This is a genomic window from uncultured Flavobacterium sp. (assembly GCF_963975515.1).
Taxonomy (GTDB): Bacteria; Bacteroidota; Bacteroidia; order Flavobacteriales; family Flavobacteriaceae; genus Flavobacterium.
On the sequence record NZ_CAXBGY010000010.1, the window covers coordinates 54525 to 73640 of the forward strand.

Sequence of the window (19116 nt, forward strand, 5' to 3'; positions counted from 1 at the left end):
AAGATATTATACGTTTCTAGAAATATATTTCATTATTTTTCCAGCAATATCTTGACCCGTTGCACGTTCAATTCCTTCTAAACCTGGAGATGAATTTACTTCAAGAATTAACGGTCCACGAGCAGATTGAAGCATATCAACACCAGCAACACCTAGGCCCATTGCTTTGGCTGCTTTAATTGCCATAGTTTCTTCTTCATCTGTTAATTCGATTATTTCAGCACTTCCACCTCGGTGTAAGTTTGAACGAAATTCTCCTTCTTTTGCTTGTCGTTTCATAGCACCAACTACTTGTCCATCAACAACAAAAGCACGAATATCTGCACCTTTTGATTCTTTGATGAATTCTTGAACAATTACTCTTGCTTTCAAACCATGAAAAGCTTCCAAAACAGATTCAGCCGCTTTTGCATTTTCTGCTAAAACTACTCCTAAACCTTGAGTTCCTTCAAGCAATTTTATGATCAAAGGAGCACCACCAACTTCTTCAATAATTGCTTGAACATTTCTTGTGTCGTTAGTAAAAACAGTTTTTGGCAAACCTAAACCTGCACGAGATAGAATTTGAAGACTTCTTAACTTATCTCTTGAACGTACTAATGCTTGTGATTCTACTACAGTAAAAACTTTCATCATTTCAAATTGTCGAACAACAGCTGTTCCATAAAACGTTACAGATGCTCCAATTCTTGGGATAATAGCATCAAAACCTTCTAACTTTGTGTCTTTATATACTATTGAAGGTGCTTTCTTTTCTATTACTAAATCACATTTTAAATGATCTATTACATGCATTTCATGACCTAATTTTTCACCAGCTTCAACTAATCTTCTTGTTGAATATAATTTACTGTTTCTTGATAGAATTCCAATTTTCATTTATTGTGTTATTTTTTTTATAATTATAGTCTGATAAGTTACGATTATTATTGGTGAAATCAAGAAAATAATTAAAAAAACATAAAATGAAGTGAGGTAATGTAATTACAGTCTTTTTTTATATATTTATTAAAAATACATAATGGCAGAAAAAAAAGCATGGGGCAAGACCAATCAATGGGCAGAAGAATTAGAATTATTAAAATCCATCATCAATAAAACAATACTTGTTGAAACTATAAAATGGGACACACCAGTTTATACACACATCAATAAAAATATAATTGGAGTTGGTAGTTTTAAGTCATATTTCGGAATTTGGTTTTTCAATGGTGTTTTTTTAAAAGATGAAAATAAGTTATTAATCAATGCAAATAAAGAAAACACTAAAGGTTTACGCCAAATGCGATTTAACTCAATTAAAGAAATAGATGAAAAAATAATTCTAAATTATATTAATGAAGCCATAGAAAATGAAGAAAAAGGTTTAAAAATAAAGCCAAAAAATAAAGCTGAAATATCTTGTGAACTACTAGATACTGAATTTAAAACTAACTTAAATTTAAAAAAAGCTTTCAAGCTATTTACCCCTTATAAACAAAGAGAATTTATGGAATATATTAACGAAGCAAAACAAGAGAAGACAAAGACTAATCGTTTAGAAAAAATAAAACCGATGATTCTTTCGAACATCGGTTTACATGATAAATATAGAAAATAATTTATATTATTTCTGTGCATTCATTTTAGAACTCATTTCCATAGAAATAGCACTTCTTTCCATTTTTATTTTTCCAGCCATTGTTTCAATTACAATTGAATCTGCAGCTAATTCTGCAATTTTTCCGTGAATTCCAGATTTTGTTATCACCTTATCACCTACTTTTATACCTTGTTCAAAAGCTTTTTCTTTTTTAGCTCTTTTTTGCTGAGGCATAATTAGTAAAAAATAAAAAACAGCAATCATTAAAACGATTTGTATTATTAAACTTGAATCCATAATTAGTATTTAGTGTTTTAAAACAGGTTTGTTTGGGTTTGGTTTTACGTTGGCTTTTATTTTACAAGTTTCTTTACCAACAGCAGTATTTGATGTAATAGTAACTGTTTTTTCTTGTTGACCAGGTTTTCCATTAGAGTCAAAAGTAACTTTAATTGGAGCAGATTCTCCTGGTTTAATTGGTTCTTTTGGTGGTTCAGGAACTGTACATCCACAACTTCCTACAGCGCTTACAATAACTAAATCAGCATCACCTGTGTTTTTTAAAATAAATTCTGTTGTTACTTTGTCACCCTCGTTAATGTTTCCGAAATCATGTTCTGTTTTATCAAATTCTAAAACAGGTAATTTTCCTGAAGTTGCAGAAACTTCATTAGCGACTTTCATGTCTGCTTCTGTAATTTTTGATGAAGCATTTTCTTTGCAAGAAGTTACTAAAAACAAAGTAGCAACTGCAATAATTGGTAATAATTTAATTTTCATATTATTTATAATTTACATTAAACCTCTTCCTGATTTATTCATTTTATTTTCTTCTTTATAATCTTTTATCAAATTATCTAAAATTCCGTTGATAAAGATACTACTTTTTGGTGTAGAGTATTCTTTAGCAATTTCTAGATATTCGTTGATTGTTACCTTAGCGGGAATTGAAGGGAATTTTAACAATTCACAAATAGCCATTTTTAATAAAATAGTGTCAATTTCTGCAATTCTTTCAGAATCCCAATTTGGCGTTTTATTTACATATTCTTTAGCTAATTCACTTTCATTTAAAAGTGTTTTAACAAAAAGTTGTTTAGCAAAATCCTTATCATCTTCGTCTTTATAAACTCTAGGGATATCAATTATACTAGATGGGTTTTTTAATTGCTTTAATTGTTTACTAATAAAAGTATTTACTAAAGCATAATCATCAATCCAAGTCAATTTATTATCTTCCAAATAATCATATAGTCTATCATTAGGAGCTAGGACTTTTACAAATAAATCTACAACAAATTTAGCATCTTCTTGAAAAGATGAAACATCTGAAGCCATGTAAGCAATGTAAATGTCAGATTTTTTAATATCTTCTAACAGTTGCAAAATTAAATCATCATTTAATTTCCAATGATTGATTTTTTTTGTTTCGATTGCTACAGATAAACTCGATTGATCTTCTAATAAGTTTAGCACTTCATTTTGTACAAACTTTCTGTTTGGTTTTTTTTCTTCAGCAGTTGCTAAATGTTTTTTAGATGCTAAATTAAGATAGTTTTCTTCTTTGTTTTTTAGCTCAATAAGGGCTGAAAAAAGCAAAAGATATAGTTCTTGAATAGCTTCAATACTATAAAACAAAAATTTTTCTTCTCTGTTTAAATCGTCTGATTTATGCTGGTGAACGGCATAAATACTTTGCATTACTTTAACTCGAATATGTCTTCTATTCAACATTGTATAAGAACTTTTTTAATTAACAAAGCGAAAGAATTACCTTTCGCTCTGCAAAAATACACTTTTTATAGTTTATTATTGTGCTTTTTCTTTTTTTCTGTCATCAATTCTTTTTTGAGCAATCAATAACGCTGCTTGATGTGTTGTAATGTTATTTGCATCAGCATGCTTAAAAATTTCTAATGAAGTATTGTAAATATTTTCTGTTTTTTCCATTACTTCTGCTTTAGATAATTTAGCTAATTCAGAATAAACATTAATTACACCACCTGCATTAATTAAAAAGTCAGGTGCATATAAAATACCCTTATCTTTTAATATTTGTCCGTGAATTACTTCATTTGCCAATTGATTATTTGCAGCACCAGCAATAACTTTAGCTTTTAACATTTTTATGGTATCATCATTAATAGTTGCACCTAACGCACATGGAGCGTAGATATCTACTTCAGAACCATATAAATTATCTCCACTAAAAATTTTCGCACCATATTTAGCTCCAACTTGATGTAATCTATCTTCGTTAATATCAGAAATAGTAACTATTGCACCATCTTTAGTTAAATGTTCAACTAAAACTTCACCAACATGTCCAATTCCTTGAACTAATATTTTTTTACCTTCAAGGTTATCTGTACCAAATTGATATTTTGATGCAGCTTTCATCCCCATATAAACTCCATAAGCAGTTATAGGAGAAGGGTTTCCAGAACCACCTTTCGATTCAGAAATTCCCGTTACATAAGGTGTAACTTCTCTAACTGTATCCATATCTTTAGTTTCCATACCAACATCTTCTGCCGTAATATACTTTCCAGATAAAGAATTTACAAATTCACCAAACTTTCTCATTAATTCTGGCGTTTTCTGTGTTTTAGCATCACCAATGATAACTGCTTTTCCACCACCAAGATTCAATCCCGAAATAGAAGATTTAAAAGACATTCCACGTGATAAACGTAAAACATCATTTAGTGCTTCCCATTCATTTGTATAATTCCACATTCTTGTTCCACCTAATGCTGGTCCTAAAATTGTGTTATGAATACCAATTATTGCTTTTAAACCAGTATCTTTGTCGTGGCAAAACACCACTTGTTCATGACCATCGAATGAAATTTGACCAAAAACTGGATCAACTTTATGGATTTCATTTACAGGTATAATGTTTGAAGTCATAGTTGTATTGTTAAATTATTATTTTCTTATTTTTGAAGAACAAAATTAAGTATAAATTTGAGATATTTCAAAAACCTTGAATTATTTTAATAAATTATTAATAATCCAACCATTAACTAACAATTCAATAATTACATTGTTTTGCTTTTTTTTATTAAATTAATATTAAAAAATTACTTTTTTTACAAAAATGAAAGAATTAAAATACCTAAATAAGTATTTCATCAAATATAAATATAGATTTTTTTTAGGGTTGTTATTTACAATTTTAGCTCAAATTTTCTCTTTATATACTCCAGAATACATTGGAAATTCAATAAACACTATTCAAGAATTTGCTAAAACAAACCCTGCTTTTGCCCGAAAAGAGCTATTGTATAATATTTTAATAATTTTAGCAACTACAATTATTGCTGGTTTATTGACTTTTTTAATGAGACAAACCTTAATAGTAATGTCAAGGCACATTGAATTTGATTTAAAAAACGAAGTCTATAATCATTATCAAAAATTATCACAGAGTTTCTATAAAAGAAACAGAACAGGTGATCTAATGAATCGAATTAGTGAAGATGTAAGTAAAGTTAGAATGTACGTTGGACCAGCTGTTATGTATTCTCTTAATACTTTTATTCGTTTTGGAGTAGTAATTGTTTATATGTATAATATTTCCCCAAAACTGACATTATATTCCTTACTACCTCTGCCTTTATTGTCTTATAGTATTTTTAAAATTAGTGCTCAAATTCATAAAAAAAGTAGTTTATACCAACAAAACCTATCTACTTTATCTTCTTTCGCTCAAGAATTTTTTTCTGGAATAAGAGTTGTTAAAGCCTATGCATTAGAAAACAATAAAGCAAAAGAGTTTAGCGAATTGACTCAAGAAAGTAAAAACAAAAACTTATCGCTGGCTAAAACTCATTCTTATTTTGGACCACTGATGATATTACTAATTGGATTATCGAATTTGGTAGTTATTTATGCTGGTGGAATGATGTATATCAATGGAAATATTCCAAACATTGGAACTATTGCACAGTTTATATTGTACATTAATATGTTAACTTGGCCGGTTGCCTCTTTAGGTTGGGTTTCATCGATGATTCAAGAAGCCGAAGCCTCTCAAAAAAGATTAAATGAGTTTTTAAATACGGAATCTGATATTCAAAATTTTACTACTCAAAAGTCGCATATTGACGGAAAAATTTCGTTTAACAATGTTTCATTTACCTATGATGACACAAATATAGAAGCACTTAAAAACGTTTCTTTTGAAGTTGAAAAAGGAAAAACATTAGCAATATTAGGAAAAACAGGCTCAGGAAAGTCGACTATCCTAACTTTAATTAGTAGATTATATGACACAACAACTGGTGAGATTTTAATTGATGATATTTCTATTAAAAAACTAAACATTAATGATTTAAGAGATAGTATTGCAGTTGTGCCTCAAGATGCCTTTTTATTTTCAGATTCTATAAAAAACAACATCAAGTTTGGTAAAGAAAATGCTACAGATGAGGAAATCGTTGAAGTCGCAAAAAAAGCTGCTGTTCACGATAATATTATTAATTTTTCTCAAGGTTATGATACAATTTTAGGAGAACGAGGAATTACACTTTCAGGTGGACAAAAACAGCGTGTTTCGATTGCAAGAGCCTTTATCAAAGAAGCTCCTGTATTGCTTTTAGACGATTGTTTAAGCGCTGTTGATACAGAAACTGAAGAACAAATATTGAATAATTTAATGCAATTATCGCAACAAAAAACTACAATAATTGTGAGTCATAGAGTTTCGTCAGCTAAAAATGCTGATAAAATTATTATACTAGATGAAGGTAAAATTATTCAGCAAGGTTCTCATAATCAATTAATAGAAGTTGAAGGATATTATAAGGAGTTATATAATAAACAACTTTTAGAAAAAGAAATTTACTAAACTATTGTTTTTTACTATTTTTTTTTAGAATTTTGGTTGAGTTTAAACGTAAAAAAGAACGAAGGATTATGAGCGATAAAGACATGTATGAAAAGGAAGATATCTTTTCTAAAGTATTAAGAGCAGGAAGAAGAACTTATTTTTTTGATGTTAGATCAACAAAAGCTGACGATTATTATATTACAATCACAGAAAGTAAAAAGTTCACGGAAGAAGATGGATCATACCATTTTAAAAAACACAAAATCTATTTATACAAAGAAGATTTTGCAGCATTTAAAGAAATTTTAGACGAAATGACGGATTATGTTTTAGAACATAAAGGAGAAGAAGTTATTTCAGAAAGACATCAAAAGGATTTTAAGAAAGAAATTTTTGAGAATCTAGAAGATGTAAATGAAGAATCAACAAAAAATAACTTCACCGATATTAGTTTTGATGATATTTAATTTCAACTAAATTATAATTAAGAAAAAGCCATTATATTAATTTATAATGGCTTTTTTAATTCTTATTTTTTACTATCAATATCTGATTTAATCCATTCTAATTCAGGATCAGCACCAGATAACAAATCATCTACTGTCGGAATTATTTCTTTATTGGGAAAAACACCTCTTCCCTTTTCATCTGTTTTATTAGTTGCAGCAATATCCATAATCCATAAGCGTGTTCTTAATTTTGAATTAGGTAATTCATAAGTAGAAGTTCTACCGGCAACTGTTCCATTAAAAGCACCACCAGTTTCTTCACCAACAAATGTAATTTCTGGATTTTCTTTCAATTTAGACGAAATTATACATGCTGCAGAAAAACTTCCACCATTGATTAAAACATAGATTTTACCTTTAAAATAATCTGCATTATGAGGTTTTTCTTTGCTGCTTTTCATTCTAAAACGATAATCCCCATTTTCATCTTTTCTAGTTTTCAACATTAAAACAGTAGCATAAACAGGATAAGTAGGAATAGCTAAAATATATAATGATTTTGGCATAGATCCTAAATAATCAGCTTGTAACAAGCTAGTTTTTGAAGTCATTTTTGCTTCTTCAATCAATTGAAAAGTGGAATCAGCTGTTAAATAAGAATACAATTCATGGATTTCATTTAATCTTCCTCCAGGATTACCTCTTAAATCTAAAACTAAATTTTTAGTATCCGTTTTTCTTAATAATTTAAAAACATCTTTATATGCCGTTTTATATCCTCCTTTTGAAAAATTTTTTATTTTAAAAACAGCAGTACAACTATCAATATCTGTGAAGGTTAAAGTTTTAGTAAATTCTTTATTTGCTTTGTCATATCCATAATTATATTCATATTCTTCTTTTTCTTCTTTCTTTTTCTTAGCTAATTTTTTTTCCTCTTTAGTCAACTTTTTTACAATATTCTCTTTTGGTTTTGCAGGAGAAGTTGAGTCTTTTTTTACTTCTTTTGCATCTGTTTTTTTATCTGGAAATCTTTTAATTAATTTGGTAGAAACAGAATCATAACATTTTAATTTAAAGTTCAAACTATCTTTTAATCCCAATTCATAAAAAATATAAGAACCAAAACGCATCGTAAATGCGTAAGGAATAAATGTTTCATTATAACCATCTGAGGAATAAGTTTTTCTATATTTTGAAAATAATTCTTGTGGAGTCACATTATCAATTGAAACAACTTCTGTTCCTTCTTGAATCGTTGAATCTTTGGATTTATTCTTTACAATGTATAGTTTATTCTCTATAAATTTATAATCAAATTGTGAAACTGGTCCAAGTCCTTTTTTCTTCATTTCCTTTGATTCTTTATTAGAATATTTAAGAGTTAATGGACTCATAGCAGCATGACCTTGACGAATTGAAGCCAAAAGCGGACTAACTTTAAAATAAAATTCATTTGGTTTTAACGGAATATTTATGGTACTTCTAACACTATCAAATTTTCTTCTTAATTCTTCTTCTGAAATAAATTGATGTAAACTAGGTTGAATTTTCTCCAATTTTTGTTCTAAATAGTTTACATCTTCAATTTGATCTTCAACAGACAAGTTAGCTCCTATTAAAGCATTATGTTTTTGATATGATGAACAATTGCTTAAAAATAAAACAAGAATTCCGTAAAAAAAGTATTTTTTCATAAATTTCAATTGATTGATTGACAAATTAACCATTTTTTATGAAATGAGAAAGTTAAATAAAATGTAATTTTTGTAATTTTACCTATGCTAAAATTGAAAGAAAAAATAAACAACACATTCACAAATGAATTACCAGCTGATTTAATTGAATCAAACGAGACAAGACAAGTCGTAGAAGCTGCTTTTTCCTATGTAAATCCAGTGAAACCAAAGAAACCAAGTTTAATTCATGTTTCTAATGAAGTTGCTAAAAGTCTTGGCATTTCTTCAGAAGAAACAAAAACAGAAGAATTTTTAAATGTCTTTACAGGAAATACTGTTTTAGAAAACTCTAAACCTTATGCAATGGCTTATGCTGGTCATCAATTTGGAAATTGGGCTGGACAATTAGGTGACGGAAGAGCTATAACACTTTTTGAAGCAACACATAACGAAAAAAGCACAATGTTTCAATTAAAAGGTGCTGGAAAAACCCCTTACTCTAGACGTGGTGATGGTTTAGCCGTTTTACGTTCTTCCATTCGAGAACACTTATGTAGTGAAGCTATGTTTAATTTAGGAGTTCCAACAACGCGTTCATTGGCTTTATTTACAAGTGGTGACATGGTTTTACGTGATATTATGTACAACGGAAATTCCGATTATGAAAAAGGAGCTATTGTTTGTAGAACGGCACCAAGTTTTATTCGATTTGGAAATTTTGAATTATTTGCTTCACGCGAAGACAGTAAAAATATTCAATTATTGACCGATTATACCATCAAACATTATTATCCTGAAATTAAAACTGAAGGAAAAGAAAAATATTTGGAATTCTTTGAAGCTGTTGCTGATAAAACTCGTGAAATGATTGTGCATTGGCAACGTGTTGGTTTTGTACATGGTGTAATGAATACAGATAACATGTCCATTCACGGAATCACAATTGATTATGGGCCTTATGGCTGGCTTGAGGATTATAATCCAAATTGGACACCAAATACAACAGATAATGAGCATAAACGCTATCGTTTTGGAAATCAACCACAAGTTGCTCAGTGGAATTTATTGCAATTAGCCAATGCTTTGTTTCCTTTAATTGAAGAAGTGAAACCTCTAGAGAAAATTCTGAATAACTTTCCTATTAAGTATGAAGTTGATTATATTCATATGATGCACAATAAGTTAGGTTTTGAAATTTTAAACGAAGTGTCTAAAAATATCGTCTATCTTTTAACTGAGAATCTAAAATTAACAGAAACAGACATGACTATTTTCTTTCGAAATTTAAGTCAAGTTTCTAAAAATGATTCCGTTGAAAATACTTTTGAGAAAATCAAAGATTCATTTTATAAATTAGGTGAAGTAAAAGACACGATTTATGATACTTGGATGTATTGGTTTACTTTGTATATCAATCATTTAAAATCTGAAAATCAATCCGATTCAGACAGAAAAAAAGCCATGAATTTGGTTAATCCAAAATACGTTTTGAGAAATTATATGGCTCAATTAGCTATTGATGATGCTGATAAAGAAGACTATAATTTGCTCAACGAATTATATGAAATGCTTCTAAAACCATACGAGGAACAACCTCAATATGAAAAATGGTTTACGAAAAGACCCGATTGGGCTAAAAATAAAGTAGGTTGTTCTGCATTGTCATGTAGTTCTTAAATTTTAATAATCAACAGAATCTGAAACAAGTTCAGATTAAAAAAAACGAAACTATGAAAGCTATTTGGAACAATCAAATTATCGCAGAAAGTGATAAAACTCAAGTCGTAGAAGGAAATCATTATTTCCCTGCTGAAAGTATTAAAAAAGAATTCTTTTTAGAATCTCAAACACACACAACTTGTCCTTACAAAGGTGTTGCAAGTTATTACAATATCAACGTAGAAGGAAACGAAAACAAAGATGCAGCTTGGTTTTATCCAGAAGTAAAAGCTGGATTTACTCCCATAAAAGGATATGTTGCCTTTTGGAAAGGTGTAACTGTTGAAAAATAAACATCATAAAATTGGTTTTGGTGGAAGTTGTCATTGGTGTACTGAAGCCATTTTTCAATCTTTAATTGGAATAAACAAGGTTGAACAAGGTTGGATTGCTTCTACAAACGAGAATAAAAGTCTTTCAGAAGCTATACTTATCGATTTTAATGAAAACAGCATCAGTCTTGAAACCTTAATTGAAATTCATTTACATACTCATAGTTGTACTTCCAATCACTCCATGCGTGAAAAGTATCGTTCCGCTATTTATTATTTTAATGAGGAACAACAAGTAAAATCCGAAAAAATAATTAAAATTTTACAAAAAGATTTTAAAGCACAAATTATAACTCAAGTTTTACCTTTTCATTCGTTCCAACTTAATATTAAAGAACAACTTAATTATTACTACAAAGATCCAGAAAAACCATTTTGTAAAAATATCGTTAATCCAAAGTTAAAAAAACTGTTAAATCAATTCAGCTCATTTGTTAATACGGAAAAACTTAATAAATTACAATAAATTAGAATCATGAAAAGCGAAAAACTAAATATTATAAATACAAAAGGAAACGCTCTTAATGCTTATTTAGAACTTCCTGCGAATCAAAAACCAAATCATTTTGCCATTTTTGCACATTGTTTTACGTGTAGCGGAAGTTTTGGACCCGTTCGAAATATCAGCCGTTCGCTTACCAATCATGGTTTTGGAGTAATTCGTTTTGATTTTACAGGTTTAGGAAATAGCGAAGGTGAATTTGCAGAAAGTCATTTTTCAGGAAATGTTGATGATTTAATCAGCGTTCATAAGTACATCAAAGAAAATTACAACGCTCCTAGCCTATTGATTGGGCATTCTCTGGGTGGTGCAGCCGTCTTAACAGCAGCTTCAAAACTAGATGATATCAAAGCCGTTGTAACTATTGCTGCTCCAGCAACTGTAAATCACGTTAAAAATCTATTTTCTCATCAATTAGATGATGTTCCAACTAAAGGTGATATTTCAGTAAATATTGGAGGAAGACCCTTTGTGGTTGATCAAGAATTTGTAGATGATTTTGATAAAACAGATTTACCAGAAATCGTAAAAAAACTACGCAAGCCTTTATTGATAATGCATTCCCCAACGGATACCATTGTTGGAATTGAAAATGCAGAACAACTTTATATAAAAGCAAGACATCCTAAAAGTTTTATTTCATTAGATAATGCCGATCATTTGTTGTCTAAAAAAGAAGATAGTGTTTACATAGGAAATCTAATTGGTGCTTGGGTGCAACGTTATTTTGAAACAAAAGAAAACTCCATGCTTTCCACTGAAGGTGAACAATTAGTTGGACATCTTAATTTATTGGAAGACAATTTCACTACACAAATTCAAACTAAAAATCATACTTTAATAGCTGATGAACCTTCAAGTGTTGGTGGAGATGATTTTGGACCTTCACCTTACGAATTATTAACGGCTGGTTTAGCAGCTTGTACGGTTATGACCATAAAATTATATGCTGAACGAAAAAAATGGCCTCTAGAAGAAGTTTTTGTTTACATCACACATTCCAAAAAACATGTTGATGATTTAGGTGAAAAGATTGGTTCCATTGATTTTATCACAAAAAAATTAAAATTTGTAGGTGATTTGACTTCTGAACAAAAAACAAAAATGAAAGAAATAGCTTCAAAATGCCCTGTACACAAAACATTGGCAAGTGAAGTAAAATTTGAAACAGAAATTATTGAACAATAACATATGAAGATTGAAACAATACTAGAAAAATTTAAAATAACTCGAACGAATACAGAAAACCTTTGTAAACCCTTGGAAATTGAAGATTATTCGGTTCAACCTAATGAAAATGTATCACCACCAAAATGGCATTTAGCACATTCTACATGGTTTTTTGAACAATTTATTTTGATTCAATTTGATAAAAATTACGAAGTTTTTCATGAAGATTTCGGATTTCTATTCAACAGTTATTACAACAATGCAGGAAAAAGAGTTTTACGACCAAACAGAGGTTTAATGACTAGACCTGTTGTTTCAGAAGTTTTATCTTATCGAGAATATGTTACCCAAAAAATCATTGCTTTAGTTAAAAATAATCCTTCCGATGAAATACTGAACTTACTTGAAATTGGAATAAATCACGAAGAACAACATCAGGAATTATTGGCTTATGACATAAAATTCATTTTAGGAAATCAACCCACTTTTCCTTCTTTTGAAACTGAAATGCATTTAAAAGAAGAATTACAAAAACCAGAATTTATTCAGATAAAAGAAGGTGTTTACGAAATTGGACACAACAATGACAACTTTTGTTTTGACAACGAATTAGGCGTTCATAAAACATATATTCAAAATACAGAAATAGCGAATAAATTAGTCACAAATGCTGAATTTATTGAATTTATAAATGCTGGTGGCTACGAAGATTTCAATTTATGGCACGCTGAAGGTTGGGATTTTATCAATCAAAATAACATAAAAGCACCTTTATATTGGTATAAAATTGAAGGGGATTGGCATTACTATACTTTTAATGGATTAGAAAAAGTAAACCCAAATTTACCTGTAATGCATTGCAGTTATTACGAAGCTTATGCTTTTGCAGAATGGAAAGGAATGCGTTTACCAACCGAATTTGAATGGGAAATTGCTTCTGAAAAATTGAATTATGGTCAACTTTGGGAATGGACATCAAGTGCTTATTTACCTTATCCTAATTTTGAAAAAGCAGCTGGAGCATTGGGAGAATACAACGGTAAATTCATGGTGAACCAACACGTTTTAAGAGGTTCTTCTATAGCAACATCACAAAATCACAGTCGTAAAACCTATAGGAATTTCTTCCACACCAGTTCACGTTGGATTTTTTCTGGAATAAGACTTGCAAAAAAATAAAAAAATAAATGAATCAAACATTTTACAAAGAAATAATCGAAGGACTTTCGAAGCCTCAAAAAACATTGTCGTCTAAATATTTTTATGATGATGCTGGTGACAAGATTTTTCAAGAAATAATGCAAATGGAAGAATATTATCTTCCAAAATGTGAATTAGAAATCCTGAATCAACAAACGGAAAAAATTGTAAATAGTTTTGGCTATGATAGTTTTGACATAGTAGGCTTAGGTGCTGGAGATGGTTCAAAAACAAAGCATTTTCTAAAAAGAATTTCAGATTTAAACAAGAAAGTGGTCTATTATCCTTTGGATATTTCTGCCGATGTTTTAGAAACAAATAAGAAGAACATAACTGAACATATTCCATCTATCGAAATGTATCCTATTGCTGGTGATTATTTTGAAACCTTAGATAGATTGGTTCATGATAATCCAAAAATCATCTTGTTTTTAGGAAGTACGATTGGAAATTATGACAACGAAAGCGCAGAGTTGTTCATGAAAAAAATATATGACATGATGGACGAACGTGATATTTTGATGGTCAGTTTTGACTTGAAAAAAAATCCTCATAAAGTATTGGCAGCTTATAACGATGCAAACGGAATTACCAAAAGATTTAATATGAATCTGTTGAAGAGAATTAATCGTGAATTAAACGGAAATTTTGATTTAGAAAAATTTGATCATTATCCTTATTACGATCCAATTTCTGGAACAACTTATAGTTATATTTTTAGCACAATCAGGCAAACTGTAACTATTGGAGATAAGGAAATTAATTTCAAAGCCAACGAAATGATTCACACGGAAATTTCTCAAAAATACAGTTTAAAAACCATTGAAAATTTTAAAAATAATATTGGTTTTAAAAGCGTGGAGCATTTTTTAGATGAAGGAAAAAATTATGCAATAAGTTTATTCAAAAAGTAAAAAAAATGAGTTCCATTGGAATAATTGGTGGCATTGGTTATAGAGCAACATCTTATTTTTATGAGAAAATAAACGCTTTGTACGAACAAAAGAATGGGAAAGGAAATTCGTGTCCTATCCTACTCGTTTCTTTAAATTTTAAAGAAATAAATGCTTTGTTACCTTATGAAATGGAAAAAGTGGCTGACTTAATTACTCCAACGATAAAGTATTTAGACCAACAAGATATTACTTCTGCTATTTTGGTAAATAATACAATGCACAAGGCATTAGATATTGTTTTAAATAAAATTAAAATAACTAAACCCTATTGTCATGTTGGAAATTTAATAAACAAAAAATTAAACGAAGTTGAGGGTGTTTCAAATATTATAATTTTAGGAACAGCTTTTACGATGCAAGATGATTATTTAAAGTCATTTGTTCCAAAAAAGCATAAATTGATTACTCCGACTGAAAAAATTATTGAACAAGTTGATGCTTTGAGAAAAGTATATTTTGAAAGTACTGATGAGGCAAAAACAAAAAAATGTTATCAATTACTGACACAAACCTATTCAGAAAATATTATTTTTATTGTGGCTTGTACAGAATTATCAATGGCATTTGCGACTATAAAAAATAAAACAAATTGGGTTGACACCATTGATTTACAATGTAACGCAGCACTAGAAACTTTAAAAAATTAAAATTATGCTAAACTGGAATGACTTAATAGCTTTTGCAAAAAACGGAAATCCTGAACCAGATAAAAAAGTAGTAAAAACAGATGCTGAATGGAAAGCCCAATTAACAGAAGAACAATATAGAGTCACACGATTAAAAGGAACAGAACGACCACACAGTTCCGAATTATGTTCGCTTTTTGAACCTGGAATTTACGGTTGTGTTTGTTGTGATTCGTTATTATTTGATGGAAGTGAAAAATTTGAAAGCGGAACAGGTTGGCCTTCATTTACTCAACCCATTACAGAAAATGCAGTTGGTTACATAAAAGATGTTTCCTTTGGAATGGTTAGAATTGAAGCGGTTTGCAATACTTGTGATGCTCATTTAGGTCACGTTTTCCCTGATGGACCAGAACCAAGTGGTTTGCGTTATTGTATAAATGCTGTTTCTATGAAGAAGGTTTAAATAGATTATTTAAAAATATCTGTATTAACGTTTGATAATTCTAGTTCATAATTATATTCATTTGTATACAATCTATATAAAGTACTATCTTCTGAATTTCTATAAAATGTAAATGAATAATTATCTTTGTTATAATTATAAATTGTTATTTTATATGGTTCTAAATCATGAGTTCTATTCATTAAATGACCTGAATAATCCATTTTTGAAATTAAATCATTTATTCCTTTAATAGTTACATTTGTTTGCTTACCATTAATTGTAATTTCAGAATTATTAAAATTTGCATTCTTTAAATTTTTCTTAATATCATTTAATATTAAATTTTCAAGAAAAATATTTAAAAGCAATATTAAGACTGGAATACTAAAAAACGTAACTAATGATAATATTGCTTTTTTTATATATTTTACATTAAGACTTTGTTTTACTCCAAAATAAACACCAATCAGTATGGCAACCGGAATCAAGACAACTAGAACATATCTTAAATAAGTAAGCGTTTCAATCATTCAAATATTTATTATTTTCTTTAGGTTTAATCAACTACCAACTAAACACTGAACACTGCTAACTTTCTTAAATCCCAGCCACTTCTTTAATCTCACCAATAATTCTATTCGCTAAATCATCTGCTAATTGTTGCGTTTGTGCTTCTGTATAAATTCTAATAATTGGTTCTGTGTTTGATTTTCTTAAATGAACCCAATTTTCAGCAAAGTCAATTTTTACACCATCAATTGTAGTGATGTCTTCGTTTTTGTATTTTTCTGTCATGGCTTCTAAAATGGCATCAACATCAATTTGTGGTGTTAATTCAATTTTATTTTTGCTCATGTAATATTGAGGATAACTTGCTCTTAATTCAGCAACAGTCATGTCTAAACTAGCTAAATGCGTCAAGAATAACGCTACACCAACCAAACTATCTCTTCCGTAATGACTTTCTGGATAAATAATTCCACCATTTCCTTCACCACCAATAATAGCATTAGTTTTCTTCATTAATTCCACCACATTGACTTCACCAACAGCACTTGCTTGGTAATTTCCACCATGCTTGTTCGTAATATCACGCAAAGCACGAGACGAACTCATGTTAGAAACCGTATTTCCTGAGGTTTTGCTCAAAACGTAATCAGCACAAGCAACCAAAGTATATTCTTCCCCAAACATTTCACCATCGTTAGAAATGAAAGCTAATCTATCCACATCAGGATCAACTACAATTCCAAAATCAGCTTTTTCATCTAAAACCAATTTACAAATATCACCTAAATGTTCTTTCAAAGGTTCTGGATTATGAGGAAATTGACCGTTTGGCTCACAATATAATTTCACGACTTCAACACCCATTTGTTCTAATAAATTCGGAATCACAATTCCACCAGAAGAGTTTACACCATCAACAACTACTTTGAATTTACGTTTTTTCACCGCTTCAGCATCAACTAAAGGTAAATCTAACACTTCATCAATGTGAATATCCATGTACGAATCATTCACCGTAACTTCACCCAATGAATCTACATCAACAAAATCAAAAGCTTCACTTTCAGCAATTTCCAAAATTAATTCTCCTTCCGCACCACTTAAAAATTCCCCTTTTGCATTTAGCAATTTTAAAGCATTCCATTGTTTTGGATTGTGAGAAGCTGTTAAAATAATTCCACCATCAGCTTTTTCCATTGGAACAGCAATTTCGACAGTTGGCGTTGTTGATAAACCTAAATCAATTACATCAATTCCTAAACCTAATAAAGTATTTTGAACCAAATTATGAATCATTGGACCAGAAATCCTCGCATCTCTTCCTATAACCACTTTCAGTTTGGAATTTGGAGTTTTAGTATTGGAATTTTGCTTTAAAAAAGTTCCATAAGCTGAAGCAAATTTCACAGCATCAACTGGTGTAAGGTTCTCTCCTACTTTTCCTCCAATAGTTCCACGAATTCCTGATATTGATTTTATTAAAGTCATTGTTTTTTGGTTTAAAAGTTTAAGAGTTTAAAAGGTTATGAGTTGTCCTATTTTTTAAATATTGACAAATATAAGTAAAGTAATACATAAGAAATAATAGTGATTTAAAAATTTGTACATTTACATTTCATTTTTTGCAAAACCTTTTAACCTTTTAACCTTTTAACCTTTTAACCTTTTAACCTTTTAACCTTTTAACTTTTTAACCTATTTAATGAATTTCCTAGCCCACATTTACCTTTCAGACAATAACGATTTTATAAAAATTGGCAATTTTATGGCTGATGGAATTCGTGGAAACGATTATTTGGAGTATCCAGAAGAAATTAAAAAAGGAATTATTTTACACCGTTATATTGATACATTCACAGATGCAAATAAAACGTTTAGAATCAGCAAACACAGACTTCATGAACGTTATGGACATTATTCTGGTGTGATTGTAGATATTTTATATGATCATTTTTTAGCTAAGAATTGGACAAAATATTCGGATGAATCTTTAACTAGTTTTGTTTTTCGTTTTTACCAATCTCTTGAAGATAATTTTGAAGCTTTAACACCAAAAACACAACGAATTCTTCCTATAATGATTGAGCAAAATTGGTTGGAAAGTTATGCTACAATTGAAGGTATTTCAAAGATTTTATTTCAAATGGATTATCGAACAAAATTCAAATCTAAAATGCAATTTTCAGTAGAAGAGTTAGAATCGTTTTATGATGATTTTGAAAATGAATTTACTTTGTTTTTTGAAGAATTACGAAATCATGTAAAAGAAAAATTGATTGAACTAAATTAATTTTTACACAGATTTACACAAATTATCACAGATTTTTTTTTATCCGAAAATTTCATAACTGTATTTTTTGAGCTAATTCTATCATACTATTTAATTTGTGTAAATTTGTGCTAATCTGTGTTAAATATAAATATGCCTTTTGTAGAAGAACTTAAATTTGAATTGCATAAAAATTCCAATCGTGAAATGGCAATTCCTATGGAAAATTATTTAAAAAACAATTTTTCGTGTTTGGGAATTAAAACTGTACAACGAAGAACTATTTTTAAATCAGTTTACTTAAAACATAAACCAGAAATCAAATCAAATTACAGAACTATTACTTGGGAATTATTTCAAGAAAAAGAACGAGAATTTCATCATTGTGCCATTGATTTAATCCAAAAAGAAATTAAAAAGAATTTTATTCTTGAAGATATAAAACTAATTGAAAACCTAGTAATTACTAATTCTTGGTGGGACACTGTTGATTTTATTGCCAAATATTTAGTTGGTGGTTATTTAGAACAATTTCCAGAGGAAATGCTAAAAGTTATTGAACGTTTTTCCAATTCAGAAAACATGTGGTTAAATCGAAGTGCAATAATATTTCAATTGAGCTATAAAGAAAATACTAATTTCGATTTATTGAAAGCTGAATGTGAAAAACACAAGCATTCTAAAGAGTTTTTTATCCAAAAAGCAATCGGTTGGGCTTTGCGTGATTATAGTCGTTTCAATCCAAATGGTGTCAAACAATATGTTGAATCAACCAACTTAAAACCATTAAGTCAAAAAGAAGCGATACGTTTACTCTAAAAATCTTTCACATTCCAT

At 29.3% G+C, this 19116-nt stretch carries 21 protein-coding genes; 13 read left to right on the plus strand and 8 right to left on the minus strand.

Features of this window, described 5'->3' with window-relative positions; genetic code table 11:
• Positions 1-6 precede the first annotated feature (6 nt).
• Positions 7-879, minus strand: coding sequence for a 30S ribosomal protein S6--L-glutamate ligase (gene rimK, locus AAC008_RS11560; RefSeq protein ID WP_339889441.1), 873 nt, complete (start codon positions 877-879; stop codon positions 7-9).
• Positions 880-1021: 142 nt separating this feature from the next.
• Between rimK and AAC008_RS11565 the strand changes: the two genes are divergently transcribed.
• A complete protein-coding gene (locus tag AAC008_RS11565) occupies positions 1022-1600 on the plus strand; it encodes a DUF1801 domain-containing protein (protein ID WP_339889442.1) in 579 nt (192 codons plus the stop codon).
• A 6-nt stretch (positions 1601-1606) separates the two neighbouring features.
• Here the strand turns inward: AAC008_RS11565 and yajC are convergent, their stop codons facing one another.
• From yajC to AAC008_RS11585, 4 genes are all read right to left on the minus strand, one after another.
• Positions 1607-1879, minus strand: a complete 273-nt coding sequence (gene yajC / locus AAC008_RS11570; protein WP_339889443.1) for a preprotein translocase subunit YajC — start codon at positions 1877-1879, stop codon at positions 1607-1609.
• 9 nt (positions 1880-1888) lie between these two features.
• The gene (locus AAC008_RS11575; protein ID WP_339889444.1) at positions 1889-2362 is read right to left on the minus strand and encodes a DUF1573 domain-containing protein; all 474 of its coding nucleotides are present in this window, start codon (positions 2360-2362) and stop codon (positions 1889-1891) included.
• A gap of 12 nt (positions 2363-2374) precedes the next feature.
• Positions 2375-3316, minus strand: coding sequence for a transcription antitermination factor NusB (gene nusB, locus AAC008_RS11580; protein ID WP_339889445.1), 942 nt, complete (start codon positions 3314-3316; stop codon positions 2375-2377).
• A 75-nt stretch (positions 3317-3391) separates the two neighbouring features.
• The gene (locus AAC008_RS11585) at positions 3392-4495 is read right to left on the minus strand and encodes a Glu/Leu/Phe/Val dehydrogenase dimerization domain-containing protein (RefSeq protein WP_339889446.1); all 1104 of its coding nucleotides are present in this window, start codon (positions 4493-4495) and stop codon (positions 3392-3394) included.
• Between the two features lie 190 nt (positions 4496-4685).
• Between AAC008_RS11585 and AAC008_RS11590 the strand changes: the two genes are divergently transcribed.
• Positions 4686-6437, plus strand: coding sequence for an ABC transporter ATP-binding protein (locus AAC008_RS11590; protein ID WP_339889447.1), 1752 nt, complete (start codon positions 4686-4688; stop codon positions 6435-6437).
• Positions 6438-6505: 68 nt separating this feature from the next.
• Positions 6506-6886, plus strand: coding sequence for a PUR family DNA/RNA-binding protein (locus tag AAC008_RS11595; protein ID WP_339889448.1), 381 nt, complete (start codon positions 6506-6508; stop codon positions 6884-6886).
• A gap of 62 nt (positions 6887-6948) precedes the next feature.
• Here AAC008_RS11595 and AAC008_RS11600 read toward each other — a convergent pair whose 3' ends face one another.
• Positions 6949-8565, minus strand: a complete 1617-nt coding sequence (locus AAC008_RS11600) for a S41 family peptidase (protein ID WP_339889449.1) — start codon at positions 8563-8565, stop codon at positions 6949-6951.
• A 93-nt stretch (positions 8566-8658) separates the two neighbouring features.
• On the opposite strand from AAC008_RS11600, the gene AAC008_RS11605 reads away from it, so the two are divergent.
• Genes AAC008_RS11605 through msrB form a run of 8 tightly spaced genes read left to right on the plus strand, consistent with a single transcriptional unit; the run spans position 8659 to position 15518 of the window.
• A complete protein-coding gene (locus AAC008_RS11605) occupies positions 8659-10224 on the plus strand; it encodes a YdiU family protein (RefSeq protein ID WP_339889450.1) in 1566 nt (521 codons plus the stop codon).
• A 53-nt stretch (positions 10225-10277) separates the two neighbouring features.
• Entirely contained in the window at positions 10278-10559 is a 282-nt protein-coding gene (locus AAC008_RS11610) for a DUF427 domain-containing protein (RefSeq protein ID WP_339889451.1), read from the plus strand.
• The gene (locus AAC008_RS11615) at positions 10549-11064 is read left to right on the plus strand and encodes a peptide-methionine (S)-S-oxide reductase (RefSeq protein ID WP_339889452.1); all 516 of its coding nucleotides are present in this window, start codon (positions 10549-10551) and stop codon (positions 11062-11064) included. Before AAC008_RS11610 ends, AAC008_RS11615 begins: the two co-directional genes overlap by 11 nt.
• A 9-nt stretch (positions 11065-11073) precedes the next feature.
• Positions 11074-12288, plus strand: a complete 1215-nt coding sequence (locus AAC008_RS11620; protein ID WP_339889453.1) for an alpha/beta fold hydrolase — start codon at positions 11074-11076, stop codon at positions 12286-12288.
• 3 nt (positions 12289-12291) lie between these two features.
• The gene (gene egtB / locus AAC008_RS11625) at positions 12292-13449 is read left to right on the plus strand and encodes an ergothioneine biosynthesis protein EgtB (protein WP_339889454.1); all 1158 of its coding nucleotides are present in this window, start codon (positions 12292-12294) and stop codon (positions 13447-13449) included.
• Positions 13450-13457: 8 nt separating this feature from the next.
• Complete coding sequence (locus AAC008_RS11630; RefSeq protein WP_339889455.1) at positions 13458-14384, plus strand: L-histidine N(alpha)-methyltransferase; 927 nt, start codon at positions 13458-13460, stop codon at positions 14382-14384.
• A 5-nt stretch (positions 14385-14389) separates the two neighbouring features.
• Entirely contained in the window at positions 14390-15073 is a 684-nt protein-coding gene (locus tag AAC008_RS11635; protein WP_339889456.1) for an aspartate/glutamate racemase family protein, read from the plus strand.
• 4 nt (positions 15074-15077) lie between these two features.
• The gene (gene msrB, locus AAC008_RS11640) at positions 15078-15518 is read left to right on the plus strand and encodes a peptide-methionine (R)-S-oxide reductase MsrB (protein WP_339889457.1); all 441 of its coding nucleotides are present in this window, start codon (positions 15078-15080) and stop codon (positions 15516-15518) included.
• 5 nt (positions 15519-15523) lie between these two features.
• On the opposite strand, the gene AAC008_RS11645 is transcribed toward msrB, so the two are convergent.
• Entirely contained in the window at positions 15524-16030 is a 507-nt protein-coding gene (locus tag AAC008_RS11645) for a hypothetical protein (RefSeq protein WP_339889458.1), read from the minus strand.
• Between the two features lie 67 nt (positions 16031-16097).
• Entirely contained in the window at positions 16098-17498 is a 1401-nt protein-coding gene (glmM, locus tag AAC008_RS11650) for a phosphoglucosamine mutase (RefSeq protein WP_339889459.1), read from the minus strand.
• 214 nt (positions 17499-17712) lie between these two features.
• Here glmM and AAC008_RS11655 point away from each other — a divergent pair, with 214 nt between their 5' ends.
• On the plus strand, positions 17713-18300 hold the full coding sequence (locus tag AAC008_RS11655) for an acyl carrier protein phosphodiesterase (RefSeq protein ID WP_339889460.1): 588 nt from the start codon (positions 17713-17715) through the stop codon (positions 18298-18300).
• Between the two features lie 132 nt (positions 18301-18432).
• Positions 18433-19098 (plus strand): DNA alkylation repair protein, encoded by a 666-nt coding sequence (locus AAC008_RS11660; RefSeq protein ID WP_339889461.1) that lies wholly within the window; start codon positions 18433-18435, stop codon positions 19096-19098.
• Positions 19099-19116 lie beyond the last annotated feature (18 nt).